Source organism: Amycolatopsis sp., from assembly GCF_025464955.1.
In the GTDB taxonomy this organism is placed as follows: Bacteria; Actinomycetota; Actinomycetes; order Mycobacteriales; family Pseudonocardiaceae; genus Amycolatopsis.
The window spans coordinates 19,130-46,031 of the sequence record NZ_JAODNM010000073.1 but is presented as its reverse complement, the minus strand read 5'-3'; the positions used below and the strand labels follow the sequence as shown (position 1 = coordinate 46,031).

Below are 26,902 nucleotides of genomic sequence, written 5' to 3'. Positions count from 1 at the left end.
ATCAACTACCGCAACTCGACGGCGAGTTGCGAAAGCCGGGGAATGCAGTCAGGGCTCGTTAGTGTCGCGGCCGGATGATCCGGTCGCGGCACTCACGAGCCCTGGGGCGGGTTGTTCTGTTACAGGTGCATGGTGTTGCGCCTGGGTCTTCGAAGCGGATCGAGATAAGCGGGCGGGATGAAGTCCGGTCTCCCGTCGCCGCCCATCCGTACTTCCCAACCACCACAATGCACCAACCTATGGTGGCGTTCACAAAGGAGGGTCAAGTTGCCCAGATTTGTTGACCCGCCGAGGATCCAATACACGATATGGTGCCCGTCGCAGTGTTTAGCGTGGCTTCTACAACCGGGAAACGCGCAACCGCGGTCCCGCATGACGAGTCTTCGCCGCTGCCCGGTGGTGATGATGCGCTTGGACCGACCCAAATCCATCTGCTCACTCTCGGTCCCGAGAACAGCGGGGATCACCTTGCAGTCACACGCCAACATCCGCGCTTCCGCGGCCGTGATCACACCGCCGTAGTCGAGCATCGCGGTCCCGATCCCGGACTTCAGTGTTTCGTAGTCCACGGTGACCGCCACATGCACCCGGTCACCACCGTGAGTCGGGATCTCGTCGACGGTCATCGCGAGACGGACCAGGTCGACCAGCGCGTCGGCGTGGCGTTCCCATTGGCTGCGGGGGTCGCGGCCTTCCTCTTTCGTCGAGTGCGGCTTCGCCAACGGATCCAACGCGGCCCGCAACTGGGCGTAGGCCACGTTGTCCAACTTGCCTTTCAGTGTCGCGGAGCCGTCGCGGTGTTCCTGGAACGACAGCTCCCGCTCCGGTCTCTCCGGCGGATCCTTCGGCTCCGGCCCATCCGGGTCCACCGTGTCCAGGATCCGGTCACCGGCTTTCTTCACCTCGACCGGGGACGCGTTAACGGCGAGGTTGACGAGGATTTTCTCCGCGGCCGTCCGGTCTTCGTCCGACACGGTTGCGGGCATGGCCGTCATCGTTTTCACGATGACGTCGACATGCGCGGGTGTGAGGACACCGGTTAGTGCCGCGAGACCGGTCAGCGGTGCGACAGCGGGGATCTCTGTCCCGTCGATGGCGTACAAGGAGTTGGTGCCGTGGGCACGGACCACGATCTGGCGCGTGGCAGGCTCGGACAACCCCGTCGTATGCATCAACCACTGCACCGCAGAGGTGTACTGATGGGTGGCCTTGATGCCGTCAGTCTCGGTCTTGGTGACCACCAGACCCAGCAGCGCTGTGTACCGGTTCATCTCCCGAGTGATCGCACGCGCGTACTCGACCAGTGTCGCCGGATCGGCACGCCGGATATCGGCGGGATCAGGGAGGGTGGTCGTTACGCTGGGCACTCCTTTATTCTACTGCAGATCGAACGTACATTCGGAACACGTTCAGGTGATACATATTATCGCTGAACGTGTTCATCGAATATTCAGAAACGCCGCCATAGCAACGAAATACGCCCGTTCGCCTCCTGCAACTGCTTGCCGCGTCACTCACGCATACACCAAACGAACGAGTGCAGTGGCTTACCGTGATGGGCGAAGTGCGAACGGCGTTATCCGTGCGTTGACCGCAGGGAAAGTCCCTTTCAGTCACTCCTGAACGCAGCCGCCAGCACGACGGAACGGGCTGTCGGATCCGATCCCCAACCCCCATCCGCCCCGGTCCTTGCTGCCGTGGGCCAGGCTCCCGCTGCCAGCACTCCACGGCGCCATCTCGTTCGTCACGCCTCCCGCACATCGACAACACGACGATACGGTTGCGTCCTTACGCAACAACGCCTACTGTCGAAGGCGTCGAAACGGTCACGTATCGACGTCGTCAAGGCAAGGAGCCACGATGAAATTCCTGTTCGAGAACGAGTCCTTCTCCTTCGAAACCCTGCGGGCGGCCGGTTTCGCGAACCACGGCGGAGCGGACCTCGGTGAGGTGCTGGTCACCGCGCGGGCGATCCCCGACGGTGATGAAACGGCCTGGCACAGCGCCTGGAAGGCGACCGCGGGGCGGGTGCGCGAGCTGGGGGAGACGTCGCTGGCGGCCGGACACCGGGTCAGCGCGCGAGAAGCCCTGTTGCGCGCGTCGAACTACTACCGCACCTCGGAGTTCTTCCTGCGCGAAGCGCCGGCGGCCGATCCCGAGGTCAAGGCGTTGTCCGCGCTGGCCCGCGACACGTTCGTCCGCGCGGCGGAGCTGTTGGACACTCCGGTCGACAGGGTGTCGATTCCGTACGAGGGCACTACGTTGCCGGGTTACCTGTTCCTGGTGGACGATTCCGGGGCGCCGCGGCCGACCATCGTCTACAACAACGGCTACGACTCAACGGCCGAGGAGTCGTATTTCGTGGTCGCCGCTGCCGCCATTGCCCGCGGTTACAACGTGCTGGCTTTTGACGGACCCGGCCAGGGCATGGCACTGCGCGAGCAGGGGTTGGTCTTCCGCGCCGACTGGGAGGCCGTGATCACCCCCGTTGTCGACTACGCGCTGACCCGGCCGGAAATCGCGCCCGACGGGATCAGCCTGTTCGGCTACAGCCTCGGCGGTTATCTCGTCGCCCGAGCCGCCGCGTTCGAACACCGCCTGGCGGCGATCATCCTCAACGACGGCGTCTACGACTTCTACGGCGCGTTCGACCGGATCATGCCGCCGTTCGTGCTCGACTGGATCAACGAAGGCCGCGACGAACTGGCGGTTCCCGTGCTGAAGCTGGTGATGTCCGCCAGCACCAATGCCCGATGGGCGTTGAACAACGGCAAGTGGGCGTTCGGCGCCGACTCGGTCGCCGACGTCGTCCGCAAGGCCAAGGCGTACACCCTCGACGGGGTGGCGCAGAAGATCGAGTGTCCGGTTCTTGTCCTGGAGGCCGAGAACGACCAGTTCTTCCAGGGGCAGGCAGAGCAGGTGCGCGACGCGCTCACAGCCCCGGCCACGCTCGTCAGCCTCACCGAAGCCGAGGGCGCTGGGGAGCACTGCCACGAAGGCTCGATGGCTCGCTTCCACCAGGTGATCTTCGACTGGCTCGACGAGTCGCGTTCGGGTGCTCAGGAGTCCTGACGCGGGTCGATGTGGATCTTCGGACCGGGGCCGGCATCGGCGACGCGCCGACCCGCGAGGGCTTCGCCGACTCGGTCGAGACTCAGGGTGGCGCCGACCAGCGGCCGCGGGTCGACGGCCCCCGACGCGTAGAGCTCGATCGCACCGGCCAGGCCCGCCGAGCCTGCGAGGATCCCGACGGCCGTGACGTCCTTCAGCACCATCGCTCGCGTGTCGAGGTGGCTCGGCGTCCCGGCGAGTCCGATGTAGACGATCCGCTTCCCGGGTTCGACGAGCTCGACGGCCAACGCGGGAAGCGTGGGGGCGTTGGAGGCATCGATGACCGCATCCCACGGCAGCGATGGCAGGTCCTCGATCAGCCAGACGCCGGAAAAGCCGAGTGTGCGGGCGAAATCGAGGGCAGCGTCCGAGCGGTCCACGAGGTGGACTTCCGCGCCTTGTGCCCGCGCGAACTCCCCGGCGAGCAGGCCGATGGTGCCCAGCCCCAATACCAGAAGCCGGTCGCCGGGGGACAGGTCCGCACTTCGCACCGCGCGCAGCGCGTTCCCGCCAGGCTCGACCAGCGCGCCGGCGACGTCGTCGACGGTGTCGGGTAAGGCGAACAACGCTGTCGCGGGAACGGCGAGCTGTTCGGCGAGCGCGCCGGGGAAACCGCCGCGGATACCGATCTCGAACCGGTCCTCGCAGACGTTGTGGCGACCGGACAGGCATCGGTGGCAGTGCCCGCAACCGAGCATCGTGTCGCCGGTGACCCGGCGGCCCAGCCAGCTTTCGGCCACGCCTTCGCCGACGGCCGACACGGTTCCGCACCATTCGTGGCCGAGCCGGATCGGGTACCGGGCGTGGTCTTCGCGGAGGTAGGCCATTTCTCCGGTGAACAGCTCGACGTCGGTGCCGCACACACCCACCCGGGTGACGTCGACGACGACATCGCCCGGCCCCGCCGCGGGCGGGGGAACGTCCTGGACCGCGCCGGTCCGTTGCCCGGTGACGACGAACGCCTTCACCCGGCCGCCGTGCCGGTACGCTTGATCACGTCGCGAATATAGGTCATGCGAACCCAGTCAGGAAGGCGGCTATGGCCGAGCAGCGCAGCTCCCAGTGGTACGCGGGCACCGATCGCAACGCCTACATCCACCGGGCCTGGATGCGGCGCGGCCTGCCGTCCCACGCCTTCGACGGCCGTCCGCACATCGCCATCGCCAACACCGCCTCGGACCTCACCCCGTGCAACGCGCATTTCACCGAGGTCGCCGAGAGCGTCAAGCAGGGCGTCTACGAAGCCGGCGGGATCCCGCTGAACCTGCCCGTGGTGTCACTGGGCGAGACGCTGGTCCGGCCGACGGCGATGTTGTGGCGCAATATGGCCGCGATGGCCACCGAAGAACTCCTGCGTGCCAACCCCATCGATGGGGTCGTCCTGCTCGGCGGCTGCGACAAGACCATTCCCGCGTTGCTGATGGCCGCCGCGTCCGTCGACCTGCCCGCCGTGGTGCTGCCCGGCGGCCCGATGCTCACCGGCACGTTCCGCGGGCAGGCGCTGGGCTGCGGCACGGACGTGTGGCGGCTGTCGGAGGAGGTCCGGGCGGGGAAGCTGTCCGAAGCGCAGTTCCTCAAGTCCGAGTCGTCGATGATCCGCAGCCGCGGCCACTGCAACACGATGGGTACCGCGTCCACCATGGCGCTGGTCGCCGAGGCGCTCGGCACCACGATGCCCGGCATCGCGGGTACCCCGGCCGCGGACAGCCGCCTGCTGGAGGGCGCGCACGAGACGGGCAGGTTGGCCGTCGAGATGGTTGCCGAAGGCCGCCGGCCCAGCAACCTGCTGACCAGGGGGTCGTTCCTCAACGCGATCGTCGCGCTCGCCGCGGTCGGTGGATCGACCAACGCCGTGGTGCACCTGCTCGCCATCGCCGGGCGACTCGGGGTCGAACTGACCCAGGACGACTTCGACCGCACCGGCTCCGGCATCGGCCTGCTGGTGGACCTGCAGCCCGCCGGCCGGTTCCTGATGGAGGACTTCCACCGCGCCGGCGGCCTGCTCGCGGTGTTGGCCGAGGTCCGCGACCTGCTGGACCCCACCGCGCTGACGGTCACCGGCAAGCCTCTTGTCGACTACCTCGACGACGCGGCGATCTGGGATCGCGAGGTCATCCGGGTCCGCGCCGAACCGCTGCAGGCGAACGCGGGAATCGCCGTCCTGTACGGAAATCTCGCCCCCGGCGGCGCGGTCGTCAAGCCGGCCGCCGCGTCACCGGAACTGCTGAACCACCGGGGCCGGGCGCTCGTGTTCGACTCCATCGAGGACATGCACGCCCGCATCGACGACCCCGAGCTCGACGTCGACGCGGACTCCGTGCTGGTGCTTCGAGGCTGCGGCCCCAAGGGGTACCCGGGGATGCCGGAAGTGGCGAACCTGCCGCTGCCGGCCAAACTGCTTCGCCACGGCGTCCGGGACATGGTCCGCATCTGTGACGGCCGAATGAGCGGAACCGCCTACGGCACAGTCGTTCTGCACGTCTCGCCGGAGGCCGCGGCGGGTGGTCCGCTGGCGTTGGTCCGCACCGGGGACTTCATCATCCTCGACGTAGCGGCCCGCCGGCTGGACATCGACATTCCGGCCGAGGAACTCGCCGCCCGCACGCCGTCCGCCGCGAGTGTCGACGCCTACGCGAACCCGTCGCGCGGTTGGGAACGCCTGTACGTCCAGACCGTGCAACAGGCCAACACCGGCGCGGACCTGGACTTCCTCATGGGCTCGAGCGGACATCAGGTATCGCGGGAGTCGCACTGACCCAGCGTGGCTCGTGAGTGTTCCGGCGCGTTAGAACCACGTTAGAACCGGCCGGAACACTCACGAGCTCTAGACAGCGCGTTCGTCGGCGAGCCGCTCCAGGCCGCTTTGTGTTTTCAGCGGAACCTGCTTCACCAACAGCACGGCCAGTACGACGAGCAGCGCGATCGGCGCGGCGACCAGGAATACGTCGCTGGTCGCGGTTCCGTAGGCCTCCCGGATGACCGCGGCGACCGGCGCGGGGACTTTCGACAGGTCGGGCACGGCGTGGCCGGAGCCGCCGGCCGCCGGGCCGAGGCCGTGGAGGATCAACGTGCTCACGCGGTCGGCCAAGACGGCGCCGAGCGCGCTCACCCCGATCGACCCGCCGAGGCTGCGGAAGAACGACAGCGTCGACGTTGTCGTGCCCAGTTCGTGCGCCGGGACGTCGTTCTGCGCCGCCAGCACCAGGTTCTGCATGAGCATGCCGACCCCGATGCCCAGGATGACCATGTACGCCCCGAGCAGGACCAGGCTGGTATGCGCGTCGATCGTACCCAGTAGAGCCAGTCCGACAGTCATGAGCAGGCCGCCGGCGACGAGGTAGGCCTTCCACTTCCCGGTGCGGCTGATCAGCTGCCCGGAGACCGTCGAGGAGACCAGCAGACCGGCGATCAGCGGCAGGCTCAGCAGACCGGCGACCGTGGGCGACTTGCCCAGTGACAGTTGGAAGTACTGCGATAGGAACACCGTGCCGCCGAACATCGCGATGCCGACGAAGAAGCTGGCGACGGTGGTCAGCGCGACGGTCCGGTTGCGGAAGATGCCGAGCGGCAGGATCGGGTCCGGCACTCGTGACTCGACGACCAGTGCGAGCGCGAGTACGGCGAGGCCGCCCGCGACCAGCCCGGCCGTCCACCAGGAACCCCACGCGAACTGGTTCCCGGCGAGGGACGACCAGATCAGCAGCGTCGAGATCCCGAGCATCAGCAGGAACGCGCCAAGGTAGTCGACTTTCGCCTTCGTCTTGGTGGACGGCAGGTTCAGCGTGCGCTGCAGCAGGGCGATCGCGGCGACCGCCAGCGGGACCCCGATGAAGAAGCACCAGCGCCAGCCCAGCCACGACGTGTCGACGATCGCGCCACCGATCAGCGGGCCGGCGACCGTGCCGACCGCGAACACCGCGCCGAGGTAACCGGAGTACTTGCCCAGGTCCCGCGGCGAGACGATGCTGGCCATGATGATCGGCGCGAGCGCGGTGAGACCGCCGCCGCCGACACCCTGGGCGACCCGGCTGGCGATGAGGATCTCGATGTTGCCCGAGAACCCGGCGACCAGTGAGCCCACCACGAACAGCGCGAGCGACAGCTGCACCAGCAGCTTCTTGTTGTAGAGGTCGGAAAGCTTGCCCCACAACGGAACCGTGGCGGTCATCGCGAGCAGTTCGGTGGTCACGACCCAGGTGTACGACGTCTGGGAACCGCCGAGGTCGGCGATGATGCGCGGGAGCGCGTTGGCGACGACGGTCGAGGCCAGGATGGCGACGAACATGCCCATCATCAGGCCGGACAGCGCTTCCAGGACCCGGCGACGACTCATGGGGCCTGGCGGCGCGGTCTCCTGGCTCGTCGTCGTTTCGGCTGACGCGGTCACAGTTCCTCCTTGTTTGGGGGCAGGGTGAGGGGGCGGTTTTGGGCAGAGCGGTGCTGCGGAACTGGCGAAATGGACTGGTGGGGTCAGCCGGTGAAGGCGTGGGGTGGCAAGGGAAGTCCGTGCGCGACGACGTCGAAAGCGGTATCGAGCAGCTCACCGAGGGGCTGGCGGCCGTCGAGGGAGTACCAGCGGTGCACCGTCGCGCTGACTACGCCGCTGGCCACTGCGCACACCAACCGGGGGTAGGGGTCGTCCTGCGGATCGAGCCCGGTGCGACGGCCCATGGCCTCGATCGCGGTCTGATCGGACTTCATCCCGATGGACACCATGCGGAAAATGAGCTCGGGATATCTTTCGATCAGCGAAATCCGGGTGAGCCAGCTTTCGCGGTCGGCCTCGATCCGGTCGATCTCCGGCTGGAACGCCAGCGCGAGCGCGGCCATCGGGGAGTAGTCCGCCGGTGCGGCCAAGAGCCGTTCGGCCAGCTCCTCGGCGCGCTCGACATGGTCGGGATAGGCGATCACCACAGCGTCCTCTTTGGACGCGAAGTAGTTGAAGAACGTGCGTGACGAGACGCCGACGGCCGCGCTGATGTCGTCGACCGTGACGTGCTCAAGCCCGCGTGCGGCGACCAACTCGACGGCCGCGGACGTCAGCGCGCGATGGGTGTCGAGCTTTTTGCGCTCGCGCAGGCCGAGGGTCGCTCCGGTGGACGGCATGCGACCACTGTACCCAAACTTTCAGATCGTGCAAAAATGCAGGATGTGAAAGTTTGAGAGGTGGATCACCGGCGCGGTTCCGACCCGCCCGGGCATTCGTTGCCCGCGCCGGTTATTGCACGCGCAACGACCCCACAAAAGCGCAAAAGTGCGACCTCGGGAGCGCGCACCGCCAATGCGGCGGCCGCCCTCGGGAGTCGGCCGCCGGCAGGATGGCCCTGAGGGTCCCGCTACAGGCGGTTCCAGGCCTCGGTGAGGGACGAACGGAGGATCTGTTCGATCTCGTCGAACTGCTGCTGGCCGCAGATCAGCGGCGGAGCGAGTTGGACGACCGGCTCCCCGCGGTCGTCGGCTCGGCAGTAGAGGCCGTTCTCGAACAGTGCGGTCGAGAGGTACTTGTGCAGTACGCGTTCGGACTCCGCCGGGGTGAAGGTCTCCTTCGTCGCCTTGTCCTTGACCAGTTCGATGCCGTAGAAGAAGCCCGCGCCGCGGATGTCGCCGACGATCGGGAGGTCGGTGAGCTTGTCCAAAGTGGACCGGAAGGCGACCTCGTTCGCCAGCACGTGGCCGTAGAGGTTTTCGCGCTCGATGATGTCGAGGTTGGTGAGTGCGACGGCGCAGGAAACCGGGTGTCCGCCGTAGGTCGAGCCGTGGGTGAACGTCGTCGTGCCGTGGGTGAACGGTTCCATCAGGCGCTCGCTGGCGATCACCGCGCCGAGCGGGGAGTACCCGGACGTCAGTCCCTTCGCGACGGTGATCATGTCGGGCTGGTAGCCGTAGCGGTTGGCGCCGAACTCGTGGCCGAGCCTGCCGAACGCGCAGATGACCTCGTCGGACACGAGCAGCACGTCGTGCTTGTCGCAGATTTCGCGAACCCGCTGGAAGTATCCCGGCGGTGGCGGGAAGCAGCCGCCGGTGTTCTGCATCGGTTCGAGGAACACCGCGGCGACCGTGTCCGCGCCTTCGAACTCGATGGCCTGCTCGATCCGGTCGGCGGCCCACAGTCCGAATGCCTCGTAGTCGTCGGCGTGCTCGGGCGCTCGGTAGAAGTTGGTATTGGGCACGCGCAGGGTGCTCGGTACGAGCGGTTCGAAGTCCGCCTTCGCGCCGGGCAGGCCGGTGATCGAGAGCGCTCCGGCGGAAGTGCCGTGGTAGGCGAGCGCCCGGCTGACTACCTTGTGCTTGTTCGGTTTCCCGGTCAGCTTGAAGTACTGCTTGGCGAGTTTCCACGCTGTCTCGACGGATTCCCCGCCGCTGACGGTGAAGAACACGCGGTTCAGGTCACCGGGCGCGTCGTCGGCGAGCCGCTCGGCGAGCTGGATGGCGGCGGGATGCGCGTGGCCCCACAAGGGAAAGTAGCCGAGTTCGCGGGTTTGCCGTGCCGCGGTCTCGGCGATCTCTTCGCGCCCGTGGCCGATCCCGACCGCGAACAGGCCGGCGAGCCCGTCGAGGTAGCGCTTGCCGTTCGAGTCCCAGATGTAGGCGCCTTCACCGCGGACGATCACCGGGACCTCGCCGCCCGCGCCGTCGCCCTGGCGGGTGAAGTGCATCCACAGGTGATCCCGGGCCGCCACCGACAGCCGTTGCGGGGTCCAGGTCGTCTCGCTGATCGCGGTCATCGTTCCCTCACAGAGCACCGTCGGCGGCCACCGATTCCGTTTTCGATGACTTATTATACTACGTTTATCGCACATTCGACGTCGATCTGCAACTGATTCCCCCGGCTGTCTCGGTCTAGGTGGTCGCTGACCGGCGCCTGGCAGACTTGCCCCCATGACGGGCACAGTGGTGGTTCTCGGCGGCCGGAGCGAAATCGGGCTGGCAGTCGCTGAGCGCCTGGTCGCGGCCGGAACGCGCAAAGTCGTCCTGGCCGCGCGCCGCAGCGACGACCTCGGCGACGAGGAATCCCGCCTGCGTGAAGCCGGTGCCGTCGAGGTCGTCAGGGTCGAGTTCGACGCCGACGACCTCGCTGCCCATGACTCCGTCTTGGCCGGTCTCGCCGCGGACCACGGGCCGCTGGACGTCGTGGTGACGTCGTTCGGTGTGCTCGGCGAGCAGGAACGCGCCGAACGCGACGCGGAACACGCCATCCAGGTGGTCCATACCGACTACGTCGCCCATGTGAGTGTCCTGACCCACCTCGCGACCCTTTTGCGCGCACAGGGCCACGGACGTCTGGTCGTGTTCTCGTCGGTGGCCGGGGTCCGCGTCCGCCGGGTGAACTACGTGTATGGCTCCGCGAAGGCCGGGCTCGACGGGTTCGCCAGCGGGCTTGCCGACGCCCTCGCCGGCAGCGGGGTCCGTTTGGTGCTGGTTCGGCCCGGGTTTGTCATCGGCCGGATGACCGAAGGAATGAAGCCGGCACCGTTCTCCAGCACGCCCGGCCAAGTGGCGGACGCCACAGTCGCGGCCCTGGCCGGCCGTCGCGACGTCGTCTGGGTCCCCGCTCTGCTACGCCCCGTGTTCGCCGTGATGCGGCTGCTGCCGCGCGCGATCTGGCGCCGGATGCCCCGCTGAGCGAAGGTTTTCGTCACTTTCCGTATCCGATCCGGTGCTTTCTGCGTGAATTTGTCCACTGTGGACATTTTTCTCACAGAATTGAAACAGGTTTCTCAGCATCTTCCTAGAAAGCGGAGCAAAACTGGAATCACTGTCTACTGTTCGGGGAGGAAGGCCACTGTGCTGCTCACACCTCGGGGTTGGCGGCGCAGTGGCCGGGTGGTGCTCGGCCTCGTGTCGCTGCTCGTCCTCGGCGCCACCGGTTACGCGTGGGCCCAGATCAACCGGCTCGACACCGGAATCACCGTCGCCGACGTAATACCACCGGCCGCGCAGGTTCCTACCGGTACGAAGGCCCTCACAGTAGACCAGAACATCCTGCTCGTCGGGCTCGACTCGCGGACGGACGCGCAAGGAAACCCGCTGCCTCAGGATCTGCTGGACACCTTGCACGCCGGGAGCAGCGGCGACGGCGGTGACACCACGGACACGATGATCGTGGTGCATATTCCGGCAGGCGGCGCCGCGGCCACCGCCATTTCGATCCCGCGTGATTCGTACGTGGATATCGCCGGCGGTTACGGAAAACACAAAATCAACGCGGCGTACACCTATGGTCGGACAAATGCCAGCCACTCCTTGAGTGCAAAAGGCGTCACTGGTGCCGACCTTGCTACGCAGAGTGATGCGGCCGGGGCGACGACGGCCATCCAAACGGTCGAGAAGCTGACCGGTCTGACGATCAACCACTACGCGGCGGTGAACCTCGCCGGCTTCTACTCGCTGTCGAACGCCATCGGCGGCGTGCAGGTCTGCCTCAACGCGCCGGTGCACGACACCTACTCCGGGGCGAACTTCCCCGCCGGGAACGTGACGTTGTCCGGGGTGCAGGCGCTGGAGTTTGTCCGGCAGCGCCATGGCTTGCTCAACGGCGACCTCGACCGGATCGCCCGGCAGCAGGCCTTTCTCTCGAGCATGGCGAAAACCGTCCTCGGTGCCGGGACGCTCACGAGTCCGAGCAAGCTCAGCAGCCTGATCGACGCGGTGCAGGGCGCGGTGGTGATCGACAAGGGCTGGGACATCCTCGATTTCGCCCAGCAACTCCAGGGCATGAGCTCCGGCTCGATCGACTTCGTCACCATCCCGATCCAGAGTCTCAGCCTGCTGACGCCGTCCGACGGTGACGCGGTGAAGGTCGACCCGGTCCAGGTCCGCAACTTCGTGCAGAACGTCTTGGCCGGCCCGGCCGGCAGTACCGGAACCAGCGACAGCCCGACGTCGACCACCTCCAGCACGGTCGCTTCCGGCGACGTCAACAAGGTCGCGCAGTCGGTGACCACCACCAACGCTCCCTCGACGCCCACCGCGCCGAAGGTTTCCACCGCCTCCGGCTGCGTGAACTGACCCCCCCAACCCACAGACTCGTGAGTGTTGCGGCCGGTTCTAACCCGGCCGCAACACCCACGAGTCCTTTGCGTGACGCCTCAGACGAAGGCGCTCTCGCCGGTGATCGCCTTGCCGACGATCAGGGTGTTCATCTCGCGGGTGCCCTCGAAGGAGTAGATCGCCTCCGAGTCGGCGAAGAACCGCGCGATGTCGTAGTCGAGGATGATGCCGTTGCCGCCGAAGATCTCGCGGCTCCAGGCGACCACCTCACGCATCCGCGTGGTGACGAACGCCTTGGCGAGCGAGGAGTGCTCGTCCTTGAAGATTCCGGCGTCCTGCAGCTTGGCGAGCTGGATCAGCATGCCCCACGACGCGGTGATGTTGCCGAGGCTCTTCACCAGCAGGTCCTGCACCAGCTGGAAACCGGCGATCGGACGGCCGAACTGCTTGCGCTCCTTGGCGTAGTCCAGCGCGAGCTCGTAGGCGCCGACCATCACGCCGAGCGCCTGCCACGCGACCCCGCCGCGGGTGGCCCGCAGGACTTCGCCGACGTCGCGGAAGGAGTTGATGTTCTGCAGGCGGTTGGCTTCCGGCACGCGGACGTCGGTCAGCGTGATCTCGGCGTTCTCCACGATCCGGAACGCCATCTTGTGCTCGATCTTGACCGGCGAGAACCCCGGGGTTCCCTTCTCCACCACGAAACCCTTGACGTGGTTGTCATCGACGTCGCGTGCCCACACGACCACCAGGTCGGCGAAGGTCGCGTTGCCGATCCACCGCTTCGCACCGTTGAGGACCCAGGTGTCGCCGTCACGCTTGGCGGTGGTGCGCATGCCGCCCGCGACGTCGGAGCCGCCGAGGGGCTCGGTCATCGCGAACGCGCCGATCTTGTCCATCGCGGCCATCGCCGGGAGCCAGCGGTCACGCTGCTCCTGGTCCCCTCCCTTGTAGACGCTGTACATCGCGAGTCCGTTGTGGACACCGAAGAACGTTGCCACCGAAGGGTCGGTGCGGGTGTACTCCATCGCCAGCATGCCGACGAGCAGGTTGCTCCCGGCGGGTTTGTACTCGCCGTAGCCCTCGTAGGGGATGCCTGCCATGTTCAGCTCGCGGAACTTCGGGATCAGTTCGAAGGGGAACTCACCCTTGGACCAGTACTCGTTCACCAGCGGCTTGACCTCGGTGCGCATGAAGTTGCGCGCCTTGAGCAGCTGCTTGCGCTCATCGTTGGAAAGCAGAGCTTCGTAGCTGTAGAAGTCGGCGGTCAGCTGGTCTTCGATGGTGAAGTCGCTCATTTCAGTTCTCCTTGTCAGTGTTGGTGGTGATCTCGTCCAAAACGGACAGGATGGCGAGCTGCTTGCGATCGCGCGTCTCACTGAGTTCGGAGTACGTGGAGGATCCGTAAGCCTTTTCGACGGCTTGGATGAGCATTTCGGTTTCGTCGGCGTCGCCCTTGGGCTGGCCGAGGCCGGCCCACATCTGCTTCATGCCCTTGCCGATGTGCTCGGCCATGTGCCGGTATCCGCCGGGGCCGCCACCGAGGTGGGAACCCAGGAACGGGCCGACCGTCGCCCAGCGCAGGCCGAGCGAGTTGGTGATCACCGCGTCGACGTCCTCGGGCGTCACCACGCCCTGCTCGACGAGGTAGATCGCCTCCCGGTTCAGAGCGTTCTGCAAGCGGTTCCCGACGAAGCCGGGCATCTCCTTGCGCTCCACGACCGGCACGCGGCCGACGAAGCGGTAGAACTCGACGGCTTGGGTGACCGACTCCTCGGACGTGCGCTCGCCGGGGACGACCTCGACCAGCGGCATGATGTGCGGCGGGTTGAACGGGTGTCCGATGAGGACACGGCTCGCGTCTTCGAGGTCGCCGGTGAAGGCGGTGGACGGGATCGCCGAGGACGAGCTCAGCAGCAGCGCGTGGCTCGGTGCCTCGCGGACCAGGGTGGCGAACAGGTCCTTTTTGAATTCGACGTCCTCAGGACCGTTCTCCTGCACGATGTCCGCGTGGCGGACGGCCTCGGCGACGTCGCCGGCTAGGTGCACACGGTCTTCGAGGCCCTCGACGTCGAAGCCCTGCTTCGCCAGGTGCGAGCCGAACTCGGCCAGCGCGGTCTTGACCGCTTCGGCCAGGTCGGGCCGCGGGTCCGACACCCAGACGTCCATGCCGTGTCCGGCGAACAGTGCCGTCCAGGACAGTCCGATAGTGCCGGCGCCGATCACGGCGGCGGTGGAGAATTCCTTGCTCATAACGAATTCCTTCCGGTGACGGAGATCAGCGCGCGAGGTAGTCGTGCACGGGCTTGACCGGAGCCAGGGTGAGGTCGGTCATGATGTGGCTGGCGGAGACAACTTCGAGCACCGGCAGGTCGGCGAGCGGGGCGAGCACGTGCTGGAACAGCTGCAGCCGAGCCGGCCCGGTCCAGGCGCCCTTCACCACGACGTCGGTGATCGCGGTGCGGACCAGTTCCGACACCCGCGGCGAACCGTCGTAACCGGGGATGATCTTCAGCATGAACGTCGGGGTGGTGATCTGCGCTTCTGCTTCCCGGCGATCCAGCTCGTAGTGCTTGTAGCCCATGGTCGCCGTGGCGACCCGGAGCGTGCCGTAGTCGAGGGTCCCGACCAACGCTCCATTATCGACATACAGGTTCGGCTCGCCGATGGTCTTCGGGTAGGCGCTGACCTCGCGGCCGGCGGCGGTGGCCGGGAAGTTGTTGAGATACATGGCGTGCAGGTACTCGCCCTGCTCGCCGTCGAAGCTGACCTCGATCGCCTGACCCGACTCGACGTACGGCCCGTACGCGGTGGCGTCGCCCATCTTCATGACCTCGAAGCGCACCAGCGGCTCATCGATCCGAAGCGGCTCCGGGACGACCGCGCGCAGGGCGTCGGGGTCGGTCCGGTAGGTGATGTTGAGGTACTCCCGGTTGGTGAACTTGGCCGAGACCGGCGCGTAGGCCGGGTTGGCCAGCGGGGTGGTGACGTGGCGGAGGACTTCTTCAGCCTTCATGACAACTTCCTACTTTCCTTGCCAGACCGGGGTGCGGCGCTCGGCGAAAGCCGTCATGCCCTCCCGGACGTCTTCGGATCCCATGAGCTTGGCCATTTCCTTGCGCTGTGCGGTGAACGCCTCGGCGTCGGGGACACCGTCGGCGGCGCGGACGACCGCCTTCACCGCGGCGAGCGCGAGCGGTGCGTTGGCCGCCAGCTGCTCGGCGAGCTGCAACGCCACCGCGGCGGCGTCACCCGCCGGGACGACCCGGTTGACCAGGCCGAGCTCGCCCGCCCGGGTGCCGCTGACCGGTTCGCCGGTGAGCAGGAATTCCATCGCGAGGTGGTGCGGGATCCGCTTCGGCAGCCGGATGACCCCGCCACCGGCGGCGATCAGCCCGCGTTTGATCTCGGGGAGGCCGAACTTCGCGTCCTCGGCGGCGACGATGAGGTCGCAGCCCAGCGCGAGCTCGAACCCGCCGCCCATGGCCCAGCCTTCGACGGCGGCGATCAGCGGTTTGGTGGTCTCGGCCTCGGTGAGGCCGCCGAACCCGCGGCCGGGGATCTCGGGGGATTCGCCGGTCAGTGCGGCCTTCAAGTCCATTCCGGCGCTGAAGGTCCCTTCGGCCCCGGTGAGGACGCCGACCCGCAGGTCAGGGTCGGACTCGAGCTGGTCGACCGCCGCGGCGAGTCCTTTCGCGACAGCCGCGTTGACGGCGTTGCGGGCCTGGGGCCGGTCGATGGTGATGAGCAGGGACGAGCCGATCTTCTCGGTCCGTACTTCGGTGATGGTCATGGTTGCTGTTCCTTAGTACTTCAGCGTGCGGCGAGCTCGTTGAGGACTTCTTCGGTGTGCTCGCCCGGGAGCGGCGCGTGGCGCCGGATCGAGCCGGGTGTGGCCGAGAAGCGCATGGGGATGCCGACCTGGTGGATCGCGCCTTCGCTCGGGTGCTCGACGACGTCGAGCAGGTGTCCGTCCTGGACGTACGGGTCGTCCTGTGCGGAATCGAGCTCGAGGACCGGGGCCATCGGGATGCTGAACTTCGCGCAGACGGCCTCCCACTCGGCGGTGGTCAGTGCGAGGGCGCATTCGTCGATCAGGTCGTTCAGTTCGTCGGCGTCCGCGAGATCGATCGAGGCGCCGTTCACTCGGGGGTCCTCGGCGAGGTCCGGGCGGCCCGCGGCGGCGTAGAAGTCGCGGAAGTTCTGGGGGCCGTAGGGCATGACGCAGGCCATACCGTCCTTGGTGTGCACCGCGTGGTGGCCCTTCAGCATCGACAGACCGAAGCCGGTCGGGCCTTCGGCCGGCTCGAAGACGTGGCCCGCGAGGTGCTCGACGAGGTTGAACGCGAGCAGGGTGTCGGTCATCGGGATCTCGATGTACTGGCCTTCGCCGGTCTTGGTCTGGTGGACCACCGCGGCGAGCACCGAGTACACGATGGTGAGTGAGGACACCTTGTCGCCGAGGATCGTCGGCAGGTAGGCGGGCTCGCCGAAGCGGCGGTTGGCGAGGTCGACCAAACCGGAGGCGGCCTGGATGGTCTCGTCGTAGGCGGCGTTGCCTGCTTTGTCGGAGTCGCTGCGGAAGCCCTGGGCGTGGGCGTAGATGAGCTTCGGGTTCTTCGCGGCGATGGCTTCGTAGTCGAGGCCGAGGCGGGCAAGCGCGCCGGGGCGCATGTTGGTGATCAGCACGTCCGCGGTACCGATGAGCTCGAGGGCCTTCTCGCGCTGCTCTTCGTCCTTGAGGTTCAGGGCGACGCTGCGCTTGTTGCGGTTGACGTTGAGGTTCAGCGGTGTCATGCCCGGGGTGGTGCGGTACTCGCCGACGCGGACGGTGTCGGCGGGGGACTCGATCTTGATCACGTCCGCACCGAGGTCGCCCATGATCTGCGCGGCGTACGGGCCCATCACCACGGTCGACAGGTCGATGACCCGGACGCCGTCCAGTGGGCCGGCTGCGATTGTGGCGTTCATCATAAGTCCTCTTTCGTCGCTCTTCGCTCTGTCTCCGACGTTAATCACGAATAGCGCTCAAGGGAATGATCATGATGCACACAATGGTGTGACCATGGCGGTCATACCATTGATCGGGACATATTCTGCCCGGTTTGCGAAGGTGGTCAGGAATGGAGTGGTTTATTGAAAATGTTTCGGGTCTGCTCGATCAGCTTCTCGAGATCTCCGCCCGGTTCTGCCCGGTCCTTGCGCCACAGCAGGCCGGTGACCAGCTCGGGATCGAAGTCGTCGAACGGGAGAACGCTGACGTTTTCCAGCCGGTAGTGCTGCATCGGGCTTTTCGGGTCGAGCATCGACACGGTAAAGGCGATACCCCCGGAAATCAATTCCGTGACACCTTCGTACCCAGTGGTGTTAACCCGCAGTCTTCTTTTCACCCCGGCCGCGGCGAGTCGCACGTCAATCTGTTCGAAATAGGCGGGGGTGGCGTCGGCGGGGGACGAGACATAGGACAGGTCCGCCAGTTCCCCGACGCCGATCGAGGTCCGCCCGGCGAACCTGTCGGCCGGGACCACCGCGCCGAGCTTCTCCGACATCACCTCGAGGACGTCCAGCGCGGGGTCGGTGACCGGGAGGCGGGCTAGCGTGAGCGCCAGCCTCCCGTCGTTGACGGCGTTGACCAGGCCGGCTGACGTACCGGGCCAGCGTTTCAGCTCGAAGGAGTCGCGGCAGCTCTCCTCGAGGACCCGGACGCGTTCCCGCAGCTCGGGATGGACCGCGGCAGGCATGCCGATGAACAGCGTGCTCCGCCGCTTCGGCGTCGCTTCGCGCACTTTCCACGGGATCGCGTTGACCCGGTCGAGGACGTCGCGCGCGAGCGGCAGGAGCGCTTCTCCCGCCGGTGTCAGCTCGACGCGATGGGTACTGCGCTGGAACAGCTGCTCGCCGAGCTCGTGCTCGAGGTCCTTGATGCGCTGGCTCAACGGGGAAGCCGCCATATGCAGCTTGCGTGCGGCTTGGGAGAAGTTCAGCTCCTCGGCCACGGCTACGAAATACCGCAGGTGCAACATCTCCACGTCACGGACCCTACGTGTTGGTCGGCTCCAGGACCCCTCAGGGCCACCCTGGTGGCGTTCAACGCCACGGGTGTGGCACTTAAGGGTGGGGCGTGGTCGGTCTGTCCAGAGCAGCAAGGACCGGGGCGAGTGGGTGCTGGTAGCGGAGTTGAGGGCCGGTCACGTAGTGCAGGTGGTGCTGGTGGTGGCGATGTGACTGTTGAAGCGACTGAAGGCACTTTCGGCAGGGCAGGGAGGTCGTGAAGGCCTAGTTGAGTGCGCCTTACGCCGTGAAGGTGGCCTTCACGACAGGTCACAGCCCTTGCCCGTGCACCACTCGCCCTGAGATGTCACTCAAACGGGTTGTTGGCAGGGAAGGGGGCTGCGACGATGAGGGCCGTGATCACCTGGCCTTTTCTCGTGACGTGTGTCGTGATGGTGCTGACTCCCGGTCCGTCGCTGGCGGTGATGATCAACCAGTCGCTGCGTTCGGGGCGCGCCGCGGGTCTCGCGACGGTCGCCGGTAACACAAGCGGGCTCGTGTTCTGGGCCACGGCGTCGGCGTTCGGGCTGACCGCGTTGATCCGGACGTCGGAAGTCGCCTTCGTGGTGCTCAAGGTGGCGGGTGCGCTGTACCTGCTCTGGCTGGGTGTGCAGGCGTTGCGCCGCTCGCGAGTGAAGACGGACAAGCCGGTCGTGGACGCTGCCGTGACGAAGGGGCTCGCCGCGTCGTATCGGGCGGGGCTCGTCGCGAACCTGACCAACCCGAAGGCGGCAGTGCTGTACCTCGCGCTCATGCCGCAGTTCCTCGTCCCCGGCGACAACACGCTGCTGAACACCGCCGTGCTGGTCGGGGTCCAGATGTCCATCAGCGCGGCCTGGTACGCCGTGGTCGTGCTCGCCGTCGGCCTGGTGCGTCAGGCGCTCGCCCGGCCGGTGGTCCGCCGCCGGATGGACCGCATCAGCGGGCTCGTGCTGGTCGGCCTCGGCATCCGCATGGCGACCCTCACGAGCGTCGCCGTGACGTGACGCGCACTTGGACGCGCGTGTAGTGCACTCGGGTGTACATGAGCTGCACTTACGGATGCAGCGGTAGTCGGACGTGGAAGGCGGCGCCGCCTTCCGGGGCGGGGCCGGCGTCGAGGGTGCCGCCCATGCGCGTCACCAGGGCATGGGCCAGCGCGAGGCCGATACCGGAGCCGACCGGGCGGCTGCCGCGGTACTTGGCGTTGAGTACGCCGCGTTCGAACGCCACCGGGTAGTCCTCTGGCGCGAGGCCGGGGCCGCCGTCGCGTACTGACACGACGGCTGTCTCTCCGGCCGTGGCCAGTGACAGGACCATCGGCGCCCCGGCCGGGGTGATGCGCAGCGCGTTCTCGGCGAGGCCGTCGAGGACCTGCCGCAGCCGCCGCGGATCGGCCACGACACGGACGGGAAGCGCCGGGACCTCCGACCGCAGGGTCACCCCTTCCCGCGTGCAACGGAGCGCCCACACCTCGGCGCAGTCCCGGACGAGCGCGTTCAGGTCCAGCTCGGCGAAGTCCAGTCGGAACTCGTCCGCGCCGAGCCGTGCCAGCTCTAGCAAGTCGCTGACCAGGCGCTCGAGCCGCAGCGACTCCCGTTGGATGGTCTGTCCTGCCTGGCGCGCGGCGTCGCCGGTGACGACGCCATCGGCCACGGCTTCGGCGAACCCGTTGACGGCGGTGAGCGGGGTACGCAGTTCGTGGGACACCGAGAGCAGGAACTCCCGTTGCCGGGCTTCGCTCTGGTTCAGCGCGTCGGCCAGTTCGTTGACCGAGATCGCGACTTCGGCCACCTCTGCCGGGCCTTCCACCGGGACCCGCAGGTCGCGTCGCCCGGCCCGCATGCTGCTCGCGACCGACGCCGCGCGACGCAGTGGACGCGCGAGCAACCTGCCCAGCACGAACCCGGCGAGTGCCGCGACCAGCAGCCCGATCCCCAAGGCGTACAAGATGTTCCGGACCAGCAGCCGCTGTGTCCCGTTGCCCGTCTGCACCGGCTGGACGAGCGCGAACCCGGCCCCGTCCGTCCCGACCGGCCGGATCTGCACGAGGAACTGCTGGCCGTTCACCTCGACGGTCGACGCGAGGGGCGACAGCCGGACGAGTCCCGCCTTGACCGCGGCTCGGGTCGACACCGCGTCGCCGCCGGTCTGCTTGCCGCCTGCCCGCTCGACGATGACGGAGATTCCCTGCCCCCGCACCACATTCGCCACTTTGGTGAGCCCGAGCCGGGCACCGATACCGGTTTCGTCGAGCTGGCTCGCGAGCACGTCCGCCTGCGACGCGAGCGACTGGCGCAGCACGTCGGTGGCCGTGGTGCGGACGAGCCGCGACGCCACCAGCCCGGCGACGATCACCGCGACACCGGCCACCGCGAGACAGACGAGGGTGATCCGGACGGCGAGCGAACCGCGGCGTTTCATCCGGCGTCCGCCGAGTACCCGATGCCCCGGACTGTCCTGAGTGGACTGTGCTCGCCGAGTTTCGCCCGCAGCTGGGCGACGTGCACGTCGACCGTGCGGGTTCCGGCGGACGCCGCGTACCCCCACACCGAACTGAGCAGCTGCTCGCGGGCGAACACCTGGCCGGGATGGCGCAGCAGGTACGCGAGCAGGTCGAACTCGGTCGAGGTGAGCGAAACCTCGGCCTCCCCGGCCCAGGCCCGCCGCCGGGTCACGTCCACCCGGGTGCCGCCCGCCGAGTACGTCTCGGCGGCCGGCACCCCGCCGGCGGAGCGCCGCAGAACCGTCCGGACCCGCAAGGACAGCTCTCGCGGGCTGAACGGTTTCGTCAGGTAGTCGTCCGCGCCGATCTCCAGGCCGAGCAGCCGGTCGAGTTCGTCGTCCCGCGCGGTGACGAACAGCACCGGCGTCCAGTCACCCGCCGCGCGCAGGGCCTGGCACACCTCGAGACCGTCCATTCCGGACAGTCCGATGTCGAGTACCACCGCGACCGGCTTCAGCTGGCGGATCGCGGCGAACGCGGCGTCCCCGGTCGATTCGAGGTGGACCCCGAAGCCGTCGCGTCTGAGGTACAGCGCCGCCAGCTCGGCGATGGCCGTCTCGTCCTCGGCGACCACCACCAGTCCTCGCCCCGCTGCGGCCCGCATTCCCACACTCCCGTCCGGTCCGGCTTCGACCGGGGTCACCCTAGTGCGCCGAGCTATGGTGACCCCAGCGCCGTGACCAGCGCGTGGACGGCTTGTGCGTGCGCCGCAAGACCGCAGAGCAGAGCGAACGCGACGAAAGCGGCTTTGCGGACCACGCCCAGTGCCCGGCCCTGTCTGGTCCTCGCGGCGGGCATCACGGCGAGCCGTCGCCGGCGATGTCCTTGTCGATGTTGTCGAGGGTGGCCTGGATGTCGCCGAGTTCGCCGGTCGGGTTCGCCGAGTCGGAGCTGGTGCCGGAAACCGGGCCGGACGCGGAGCTGTGGTCACAGGCCGCGCAGCCCAGTGCGACGGTCCCTGCCAGCGCCACCATCACCGCGGCCTTGACCGCCCTCACTTGGCCGCCTTGCAGTGCGCGGCGTTGAACGCGTCAAGCTTCTGCTTCGCGGCGTTGACGTCGGAGATCCGGCCCGCCCGCTTGTCGGCACGCTTCGTCAGCCGGTCCGCGGCCGCGGTGTGCCCCTTCGCCGTCTGGTCAGCGGCTCGCGCCTTGAGATTCGCCACCGAACCCGCGACCTCGGGCCCGCCGTTGATACGCGCCGTGAGCTTCTCGGTCCGGGCGGTCAGCTTCGGGACCCAGTCGCCGCACACCTGCTGCGACTCCTCTGGGCTGAGCGTGATCGGCCCGACCGGCGTCGACGTCGGTGTTGTCGACGTCGTGGGCGGCGCCGGGGTGGCGGTGGTCTGGGCGGACGCGATCGGCGCCAGCGCCAGTACGCTCACCGCCGCGCCGCAGCAGGTGATCGTCAGGCGACGCGTCCAGGTCGACAGTTCCATCAGTGCCATCAGAGGCCTCCTTCGAACCCCGGCCGGTTGCCGGGTGCACCAGTACTGTGTCGGCGCAGTGTTCGAGGGCCATCGGAGATTTGTTCGGGTCGTGTAAGGACTTACCGTGAAACCGCCACGGTGACCGACGTCCGGCGCAGGTCGAAGGTCAGCGTCTGGTCGAGGCTGGCCGCCCACGCGTCCTCGCTGCCGAGCGGGCGCCCTCTAAAGTAAAGGCATGTCAGCCCCGCGCCGAGGATCCACCGGACGCACCCAGGAGGAACGCAGCGCCGCCATGCGCCAGCGGTTGCTCGACGCCACCATCGACTGCCTCGTCGAGTTCGGGTACGCCGGGACGACGACCACTCGCGTCGCCGACCGCGCCGGGGTCACCCGCGGTGCGCAGGTGCACCACTTCCCGGCCAAGGCCGACCTCGTCACCTCTGCCATCCGGCACCTCGCGGCGAAGCGGACCGAGGTGGCGATGGCCGAGATCGACCGGCTCAAGGCGTCGGCCGATCCGGTCGGCGACGCGTTGCAACTGATGTGGGAGATGCACCAGGGGCCGGTGTTCTCCGCGACGGTCGAGCTCTGGGTGGCGTCGCGGACCGACCCGGAGCTGCGGCGGCAGATGGCCATGGTGGAGCCGATCGCCACCAGCAGCCTGGTCGAGTTCGGCAAGGCGCTGATGCCCGAGTACGCCGCGCATCCCGAGTTCCTGCACGCCGTCTACACCGCGATGGACGTCGTCCGCGGCATCCTGATCGCCAGCTGGGCCACCCGTGACCAAGAGGAGCTCGACGCCCGGTGGGCACGGGGACGGGGACACCTCCGGCTGCTCTTCGCCGCACTTCTGGACTCCGTCGCGGCGGCCAGCTGACTCTCATCCGGCGTGTTACTCTCCAAAAGAGAGTAAAGGAGCTGACATGCAGCGCACGCCGTTCGACAAGAACTGCCCGACCCGCCAGCTGCTCGACCGGATCGGCGACCAGTGGACGGTGCTGATCATCGGCGCGGTCAGCGCGGGGCCGCTGCGGTTCACCGAGATCGGCAAACGCGTCGAGGGCATCTCCCAAAAAGTGCTCACCCAGACCCTGCGCAGCCTCGTCCGCGACGGCATGTTGACCCGGACCGCATACGCGACGATCCCGCCGCGGGTGGACTACGAGCTGACCGACCTCGGCCGCGATCTCGTCGCGCCGCTGGCGATGCTGACCACCTGGGCGCAGGACCACATGGACCAGGTCGTTGTCGCCAGGGAAGCCTTCGACAGCGAACAGGCAGCCCTCAGCGTGTAATCCCTTAGCGGGTGACAAGACCAGCTTCGTGAGCCAGTAGCCCGGCCTGCGTGCGGTTGGCGCAGTCGAGCTTCACGAGCATCCGCGACACGTAGCTCTTCACCGTCGCCTCGGACAGGTGCAGCCGCCCCGCGATGTCCGCATTGGACAGTCCTTCGCCAAGGCACGCCAGCACTTCCGTCTCGCGCTCGGTCAGTCCGGAAACCCGCGCTTGGGCGTCCTCACTGCGTTGCGCGCCGTCGGTGGACGCCGCGATGAGCCGCCGCGCGGCTTGCGGCGACAACACGGTGTGGCCCTCGGAGGCGACCCGCACCAGCCCGATCAGCTCCTGTGGCGGCGTCGACTTCACCAGGAACCCCGACGCGCCGGCCCGAAGCGCCCGCATCACGTAGGTGTCGGCGTCGAACGTCGTGAGCGCGACGACGGCGGGCGGATCCGGTAACGCGACGATCCGGCCGATCGCGGTGAGCCCGTCGACCCCGGGCATCCGCAGGTCCATCAGCACGACGCGGGGGCGGTGGCGCACGACGGCCTCGACGGCTTCCGCGCCGTCCAATGCCTCGGCGACCACCTCGATGTCGTCGGCCGACCCGAGGATGGTCCGCAGGTGCGCGCAGACCATCGGCTCGTCATCGACGACCACTACCCGAATCATCACGCGCACTCTCTGCTGTGGGGACGTACGCGGGCAGTATCGCACTGACCTGGTAGCCCCCGGTGGACACCGGCCCGGTCCGCAGCGACCCACCGATCAGCTCGACCCGCTGACGCAGGCCCGGCAGCCCGGCGCCCGAACCGCTCCCGGCGAGGATCGGATCGGCCGCGACGTCCGACGCGGAGTTGCGGACGCCGATCGTCAGCCCGTCCGGCCGGTACTCCAGCACGACGCGGACCACCGACCCGGGCGCGTGCTTGCGGACGTTGGTGAGCGCTTCCTGGACGACGCGGTACGCGGTGCGGGCGACCGTCGGCGACACCTGGGCCGGGTCGCCGGTCACCGTCAGCTCCACCGGTACCCCGACCGACTCCGACTCCGCCGCCAGCTGGGCCAGCCCGTCCGGATCCGGGGTACCGCCGCCATGCCCGGTGTACGGCTTGGACTCGTCTTCGGTGGTTCCCTCGCGTTCGGGGTCGCGCAGCACGCCGACCAGGTCGCGCAGTTCCTCCAGCGCCCGGCTGCCCTCGCCGCGGATGCCCTCGGCCGCGGTCCGCACCGCCGGGTCCGAGCTACTGACGCCGAGGGCGCCGGCGTGCAGCACCATCAGGCTCAGGCGGTGGGTGACCACGTCGTGCATCTCGCCGGCCAGCCGCCGCCGTTCTTCGGCGCGCGCCCGCTCGGCGAGAAGGTGCTGCTCTCGCTCGGCCCTCGCCGCGCGGTCGCGCAATGACTGGAGCAGCTCGCGGCGCGCCTGCGCGTACAGCCCCAAAAGAGCCGGTACGAGGGTGGCGAGTAACCCGTACGGCGTAGTGCTCCACGCCGCGTGCCAGGGACGGGCCGCGAGGACGGACAGCACGGCCGTGATGACGACGACCTGCCGCCGGGTCAGCAGCCGGGGGAGGTTGACCAGGACGACCGGGGTGATCGACGGCACGGTGGTCAGCGTCAGCGTTTTCACCGGGACCAGCAGCCCCGGGGTGAACAGGTCGGACGCCAGCATCAGCAGTGAACCCGCGATCACCAGGCCGGCCACGAGCGCGGGACGGCGGAACGCCAGCAGGATCGACGCGTCCAGTACCAGCTGGAGGACGAGGGTGGCGTTCGACCCCTCCCAGCCCGCGGTGTGCTCGGTGAAGATGTAGAGGTTGATGTCGAGTGACCCGAACAGCAAGGCGGCCACCACCAGCCAATAGCCGGTGGCCCGGTCCGGCCCGATGCTGCGCACCCCGCAACGGTAGCCAGTGCGCGGCCGGCCGGCCCGGTCGCGCAACTTCGGGTCGCGGCGTGTCGACGAAAGTTGCGGCCCGCGCGGTGATCGTCGACTTTCGTCTACCGGCAGCCCTCCTTCTCCGCTTACGCCGAATAGGCCGTTCACGATCGAATCAGCACATGACAACGACGGCGGCCGAAACCGCGGAACCACGGACGAGCGGCGTTCCCGCGTTCGCCGTGCTGCCCGTACTGGTGGTCGCCGGGCTTGCCGGTGTGCTGCTGCTGGTCACCAGCGGCCGTTATGCACACGGGTTCGACGAGCTGTACTTCGTCATGGCTGGTCGAGATCACTTGAACTGGGGGTATTTCGACCAGCCGCCGCTCATTCCGCTGCTGGCGGGCGGGATGGACCGGCTGTTCCCGGGGTCGCTGGTGGCACTGCGGCTGCCGATGACGCTGGCGGCGGCGGGCGGGGTCGTGGTCACCGCGGTGACGGCTCGCGAGCTGGGGGGTGGGCGCGGCGCGCAGGTCATGGCCGCCGGTGCCTATGCGACGTCGGGCGTGATGACGTTGAGCCACTGGATGGGGACGTACGTCCTCGACCCGTTCTGGTGGACGCTGCTGTTCTGGCTGGTGGTGCGGTGGGTGCGGCTGCACCGCGACGGTGTCCGCGACGACCGGCCGTTGTTGTGGGCCGGGCTGGTCACGGCGTTGTCACTGGAGACCAAGTTCCTCGTCCCTGCGTTCTGGGCGCTGATGGCCCTCAGCGCGGCGGTACTGGGACCGAGGGAGTTGCTCCGGCGGCCGAAGCTGTGGATCGGGGCGGCGATAGCCGTGGCGGCGACGGTTCCCACGCTCGTCTGGCAGGCGGCCAACGGATGGCCGTACGCGCGGATGAGCGAGGTCGTCTCCGCGGAGTTCCCCGGCACTTGGTCGTTCCTGGAAGGCGCGGTGCTCAGCGCGGGGACAGGGGTGGGCTGCCTCGCTCTTCTTTACGGCGTCTGGAGGTTGCTGCGGTCGCCGGAGCTGCGGGCGTTCCGGTTTCTCGGCGTGGCTGTCGTCGCGCTGGTCGTCACGTTCCTGCTCGCCCACGGGCGTTCGTACTACGCGCTGAGCGTGTACTCGCTGCCGTTCGCCGCGGCGGCGGTCGAACTGCGGCGGCGGAACCTGGTGCCCTGGTGGAAAGCGGTGGTGTGGCCGGCGTTCGTGGTGTCGGCACTGATCACCGCGGTCGCGCTGCCGATCTATCCGGCGTCGGTCGTGGACAAGGTGCCGACGCGGTGGGGCGTCATCACTTCAGGTGCTGCCTTCGCACAGGGTGAGCTGCCGGCGCAGGAGATGGGGACGGTCGCCGGGTCGGCCTATGCGGCGCTCTCGCCTGAAGAGAAGGCTCACACGGCGGTGTTCTCCGACATCTATCCGTTCGCCGCCGCGGCCGAGTTCTATGGCCGGGCGGACGGGATCGACCGTGTCTACAGTGGACACCGCGGCTACTGGTACTTCGGGCCACCGCCCGAGTCGGCGGACAGTGTCCTGTTCGTCGGCGTCGACCCGGCGGTGCTCAAGCCGTACTTCGCCACGATGACACCCGTGATGGAAGGGCTCGTGTGGCGCTACGACGGGCGGAACCAGCCCTGGGCGGCCTGCTGTCCCGCGCTGAAAAGCCAGTGAGG

The 26,902-nt window shown here is 67.9% G+C and carries 25 protein-coding genes; 8 read left to right on the top strand and 17 right to left on the bottom strand.

Going from position 1 to position 26,902, the window contains the following annotated elements; all coding sequences use genetic code 11:
- Positions 1-119: 119 nt before the first annotated feature.
- Positions 120-1,367 (bottom strand): HNH endonuclease signature motif containing protein, encoded by a 1,248-nt coding sequence (locus JWQ81_RS16775; RefSeq protein WP_297542477.1) that lies wholly within the window; start codon positions 1,365-1,367, stop codon positions 120-122.
- 493 nt (positions 1,368-1,860) lie between these two features.
- On the opposite strand from JWQ81_RS16775, the gene JWQ81_RS16770 reads away from it, so the two are divergent.
- Positions 1,861-3,072 (top strand): alpha/beta fold hydrolase, encoded by a 1,212-nt coding sequence (locus JWQ81_RS16770; protein ID WP_297542475.1) that lies wholly within the window; start codon positions 1,861-1,863, stop codon positions 3,070-3,072.
- On the opposite strand, the gene JWQ81_RS16765 is transcribed toward JWQ81_RS16770, so the two are convergent.
- Positions 3,060-4,079 (bottom strand): alcohol dehydrogenase catalytic domain-containing protein, encoded by a 1,020-nt coding sequence (locus JWQ81_RS16765; RefSeq protein ID WP_297542474.1) that lies wholly within the window; start codon positions 4,077-4,079, stop codon positions 3,060-3,062. The two genes, JWQ81_RS16770 and JWQ81_RS16765, sit on opposite strands and share 13 nt — an antisense overlap.
- 71 nt (positions 4,080-4,150) lie before the next feature.
- Between JWQ81_RS16765 and JWQ81_RS16760 the strand changes: the two genes are divergently transcribed.
- Entirely contained in the window at positions 4,151-5,866 is a 1,716-nt protein-coding gene (locus JWQ81_RS16760; RefSeq protein WP_297542472.1) for an IlvD/Edd family dehydratase, read from the top strand.
- A 69-nt stretch (positions 5,867-5,935) separates the two neighbouring features.
- Here the strand turns inward: JWQ81_RS16760 and JWQ81_RS16755 are convergent, their stop codons facing one another.
- From JWQ81_RS16755 to JWQ81_RS16745, 3 genes are all read right to left on the bottom strand, one after another.
- On the bottom strand, positions 5,936-7,444 hold the full coding sequence (locus JWQ81_RS16755) for an MDR family MFS transporter (protein ID WP_297542484.1): 1,509 nt from the start codon (positions 7,442-7,444) through the stop codon (positions 5,936-5,938).
- A 137-nt stretch (positions 7,445-7,581) separates the two neighbouring features.
- Positions 7,582-8,217, bottom strand: a complete 636-nt coding sequence (locus JWQ81_RS16750; RefSeq protein ID WP_297542470.1) for a TetR family transcriptional regulator — start codon at positions 8,215-8,217, stop codon at positions 7,582-7,584.
- 230 nt (positions 8,218-8,447) lie between these two features.
- Entirely contained in the window at positions 8,448-9,836 is a 1,389-nt protein-coding gene (locus JWQ81_RS16745; protein ID WP_297542468.1) for an aspartate aminotransferase family protein, read from the bottom strand.
- Between the two features lie 154 nt (positions 9,837-9,990).
- Here JWQ81_RS16745 and JWQ81_RS16740 point away from each other — a divergent pair, with 154 nt between their 5' ends.
- A complete protein-coding gene (locus JWQ81_RS16740; protein ID WP_297542466.1) occupies positions 9,991-10,734 on the top strand; it encodes an SDR family NAD(P)-dependent oxidoreductase in 744 nt (247 codons plus the stop codon).
- A 162-nt stretch (positions 10,735-10,896) separates the two neighbouring features.
- Positions 10,897-12,120 carry an LCP family protein gene (locus JWQ81_RS16735; protein ID WP_297542464.1) on the top strand — a complete coding sequence of 408 codons (1,224 nt, stop codon included), beginning with the start codon at positions 10,897-10,899 and terminating at the stop codon, positions 12,118-12,120.
- Between the two features lie 80 nt (positions 12,121-12,200).
- Here JWQ81_RS16735 and JWQ81_RS16730 read toward each other — a convergent pair whose 3' ends face one another.
- The 6 genes from JWQ81_RS16730 to JWQ81_RS16705 all read right to left on the bottom strand — a co-directional run bounded on the left by JWQ81_RS16730 (position 12,201) and on the right by JWQ81_RS16705 (position 18,128).
- Positions 12,201-13,397, bottom strand: coding sequence for an acyl-CoA dehydrogenase family protein (locus JWQ81_RS16730; protein WP_297542462.1), 1,197 nt, complete (start codon positions 13,395-13,397; stop codon positions 12,201-12,203).
- Between the two features lies 1 nt (position 13,398).
- Positions 13,399-14,352, bottom strand: coding sequence for a 3-hydroxyacyl-CoA dehydrogenase NAD-binding domain-containing protein (locus tag JWQ81_RS16725; RefSeq protein ID WP_297542460.1), 954 nt, complete (start codon positions 14,350-14,352; stop codon positions 13,399-13,401).
- Positions 14,353-14,377: 25 nt separating this feature from the next.
- The gene (locus JWQ81_RS16720) at positions 14,378-15,115 is read right to left on the bottom strand and encodes an acetoacetate decarboxylase (RefSeq protein ID WP_297542458.1); all 738 of its coding nucleotides are present in this window, start codon (positions 15,113-15,115) and stop codon (positions 14,378-14,380) included.
- 9 nt (positions 15,116-15,124) lie between these two features.
- Positions 15,125-15,892 carry a crotonase/enoyl-CoA hydratase family protein gene (locus tag JWQ81_RS16715; protein WP_297542457.1) on the bottom strand — a complete coding sequence of 256 codons (768 nt, stop codon included), beginning with the start codon at positions 15,890-15,892 and terminating at the stop codon, positions 15,125-15,127.
- Between the two features lie 20 nt (positions 15,893-15,912).
- Positions 15,913-17,070: a CoA transferase gene (locus JWQ81_RS16710; protein WP_297542455.1), complete on the bottom strand. Its 1,158-nt coding sequence runs from the start codon at positions 17,068-17,070 to the stop codon at positions 15,913-15,915.
- A gap of 146 nt (positions 17,071-17,216) precedes the next feature.
- Complete coding sequence (locus tag JWQ81_RS16705) at positions 17,217-18,128, bottom strand: LysR family transcriptional regulator (RefSeq protein ID WP_297542453.1); 912 nt, start codon at positions 18,126-18,128, stop codon at positions 17,217-17,219.
- 369 nt (positions 18,129-18,497) lie between these two features.
- Between JWQ81_RS16705 and JWQ81_RS16700 the strand changes: the two genes are divergently transcribed.
- Positions 18,498-19,136 carry a LysE family translocator gene (locus tag JWQ81_RS16700; protein WP_297542451.1) on the top strand — a complete coding sequence of 213 codons (639 nt, stop codon included), beginning with the start codon at positions 18,498-18,500 and terminating at the stop codon, positions 19,134-19,136.
- Between the two features lie 49 nt (positions 19,137-19,185).
- Here JWQ81_RS16700 and JWQ81_RS16695 read toward each other — a convergent pair whose 3' ends face one another.
- The 4 genes from JWQ81_RS16695 to JWQ81_RS16680 form a co-directional block, all read right to left on the bottom strand.
- On the bottom strand, positions 19,186-20,553 hold the full coding sequence (locus tag JWQ81_RS16695; RefSeq protein ID WP_297542449.1) for a HAMP domain-containing sensor histidine kinase: 1,368 nt from the start codon (positions 20,551-20,553) through the stop codon (positions 19,186-19,188).
- Positions 20,550-21,239 (bottom strand): response regulator transcription factor, encoded by a 690-nt coding sequence (locus JWQ81_RS16690; protein WP_297542447.1) that lies wholly within the window; start codon positions 21,237-21,239, stop codon positions 20,550-20,552. The genes JWQ81_RS16695 and JWQ81_RS16690 overlap by 4 nt, the downstream gene beginning before the upstream one ends.
- Before the next feature lie 193 nt (positions 21,240-21,432).
- A complete protein-coding gene (locus JWQ81_RS16685) occupies positions 21,433-21,633 on the bottom strand; it encodes a hypothetical protein (RefSeq protein WP_297542445.1) in 201 nt (66 codons plus the stop codon).
- Positions 21,630-22,073, bottom strand: coding sequence for a hypothetical protein (locus tag JWQ81_RS16680; protein ID WP_297542482.1), 444 nt, complete (start codon positions 22,071-22,073; stop codon positions 21,630-21,632). The genes JWQ81_RS16685 and JWQ81_RS16680 overlap by 4 nt, the downstream gene beginning before the upstream one ends.
- A 283-nt stretch (positions 22,074-22,356) precedes the next feature.
- On the opposite strand from JWQ81_RS16680, the gene JWQ81_RS16675 reads away from it, so the two are divergent.
- Both JWQ81_RS16675 and JWQ81_RS16670 read left to right on the top strand, forming a co-directional pair.
- Positions 22,357-22,941 carry a TetR/AcrR family transcriptional regulator gene (locus JWQ81_RS16675; protein WP_366942300.1) on the top strand — a complete coding sequence of 195 codons (585 nt, stop codon included), beginning with the start codon at positions 22,357-22,359 and terminating at the stop codon, positions 22,939-22,941.
- A gap of 46 nt (positions 22,942-22,987) precedes the next feature.
- Positions 22,988-23,359: a helix-turn-helix domain-containing protein gene (locus JWQ81_RS16670; RefSeq protein WP_297542442.1), complete on the top strand. Its 372-nt coding sequence runs from the start codon at positions 22,988-22,990 to the stop codon at positions 23,357-23,359.
- Between the two features lie 4 nt (positions 23,360-23,363).
- On the opposite strand, the gene JWQ81_RS16665 is transcribed toward JWQ81_RS16670, so the two are convergent.
- Complete coding sequence (locus JWQ81_RS16665; protein ID WP_297542440.1) at positions 23,364-24,014, bottom strand: response regulator transcription factor; 651 nt, start codon at positions 24,012-24,014, stop codon at positions 23,364-23,366.
- Entirely contained in the window at positions 23,989-25,242 is a 1,254-nt protein-coding gene (locus JWQ81_RS16660; RefSeq protein WP_297542438.1) for a histidine kinase, read from the bottom strand. The genes JWQ81_RS16665 and JWQ81_RS16660 overlap by 26 nt, the downstream gene beginning before the upstream one ends.
- 164 nt (positions 25,243-25,406) lie before the next feature.
- Here JWQ81_RS16660 and JWQ81_RS16655 point away from each other — a divergent pair, with 164 nt between their 5' ends.
- Positions 25,407-26,900 carry a glycosyltransferase family 39 protein gene (locus tag JWQ81_RS16655; protein WP_297542436.1) on the top strand — a complete coding sequence of 498 codons (1,494 nt, stop codon included), beginning with the start codon at positions 25,407-25,409 and terminating at the stop codon, positions 26,898-26,900.
- Positions 26,901-26,902: the final 2 nt, after the last annotated feature.

What these genes read in the sequence shown, in the direction of transcription:
- JWQ81_RS16745 (WP_297542468.1), bottom strand. Translation starts at nt 9,836, where the DNA reads ATGACCGCGATCAGCGAGACGACCTGGACCCCGCAACGGCTGTCGGTG.
- JWQ81_RS16670 (WP_297542442.1), top strand. Translation starts at nt 22,988, where the DNA reads ATGCAGCGCACGCCGTTCGACAAGAACTGCCCGACCCGCCAGCTGCTC.
- JWQ81_RS16695 (WP_297542449.1), bottom strand. Translation starts at nt 20,553, where the DNA reads ATGAAACGCCGCGGTTCGCTCGCCGTCCGGATCACCCTCGTCTGTCTC.
- JWQ81_RS16655 (WP_297542436.1), top strand. Translation starts at nt 25,407, where the DNA reads ATGACAACGACGGCGGCCGAAACCGCGGAACCACGGACGAGCGGCGTT.
- JWQ81_RS16740 (WP_297542466.1), top strand. Translation starts at nt 9,991, where the DNA reads ATGACGGGCACAGTGGTGGTTCTCGGCGGCCGGAGCGAAATCGGGCTG.
- JWQ81_RS16680 (WP_297542482.1), bottom strand. Translation starts at nt 22,073, where the DNA reads ATGGAACTGTCGACCTGGACGCGTCGCCTGACGATCACCTGCTGCGGC.
- JWQ81_RS16760 (WP_297542472.1), top strand. Translation starts at nt 4,151, where the DNA reads ATGGCCGAGCAGCGCAGCTCCCAGTGGTACGCGGGCACCGATCGCAAC.
- JWQ81_RS16710 (WP_297542455.1), bottom strand. Translation starts at nt 17,070, where the DNA reads ATGAACGCCACAATCGCAGCCGGCCCACTGGACGGCGTCCGGGTCATC.
- JWQ81_RS16725 (WP_297542460.1), bottom strand. Translation starts at nt 14,352, where the DNA reads ATGAGCAAGGAATTCTCCACCGCCGCCGTGATCGGCGCCGGCACTATC.
- JWQ81_RS16755 (WP_297542484.1), bottom strand. Translation starts at nt 7,444, where the DNA reads ATGAGTCGTCGCCGGGTCCTGGAAGCGCTGTCCGGCCTGATGATGGGC.
- JWQ81_RS16715 (WP_297542457.1), bottom strand. Translation starts at nt 15,892, where the DNA reads ATGACCATCACCGAAGTACGGACCGAGAAGATCGGCTCGTCCCTGCTC.
- JWQ81_RS16750 (WP_297542470.1), bottom strand. Translation starts at nt 8,217, where the DNA reads ATGCCGTCCACCGGAGCGACCCTCGGCCTGCGCGAGCGCAAAAAGCTC.
- JWQ81_RS16770 (WP_297542475.1), top strand. Translation starts at nt 1,861, where the DNA reads ATGAAATTCCTGTTCGAGAACGAGTCCTTCTCCTTCGAAACCCTGCGG.
- JWQ81_RS16720 (WP_297542458.1), bottom strand. Translation starts at nt 15,115, where the DNA reads ATGAAGGCTGAAGAAGTCCTCCGCCACGTCACCACCCCGCTGGCCAAC.
- JWQ81_RS16700 (WP_297542451.1), top strand. Translation starts at nt 18,498, where the DNA reads ATGAGGGCCGTGATCACCTGGCCTTTTCTCGTGACGTGTGTCGTGATG.
- JWQ81_RS16675 (WP_366942300.1), top strand. Translation starts at nt 22,357, where the DNA reads ATGCGCCAGCGGTTGCTCGACGCCACCATCGACTGCCTCGTCGAGTTC.
- JWQ81_RS16730 (WP_297542462.1), bottom strand. Translation starts at nt 13,397, where the DNA reads ATGAGCGACTTCACCATCGAAGACCAGCTGACCGCCGACTTCTACAGC.
- JWQ81_RS16690 (WP_297542447.1), bottom strand. Translation starts at nt 21,239, where the DNA reads ATGCGGGCCGCAGCGGGGCGAGGACTGGTGGTGGTCGCCGAGGACGAG.
- JWQ81_RS16665 (WP_297542440.1), bottom strand. Translation starts at nt 24,014, where the DNA reads ATGATTCGGGTAGTGGTCGTCGATGACGAGCCGATGGTCTGCGCGCAC.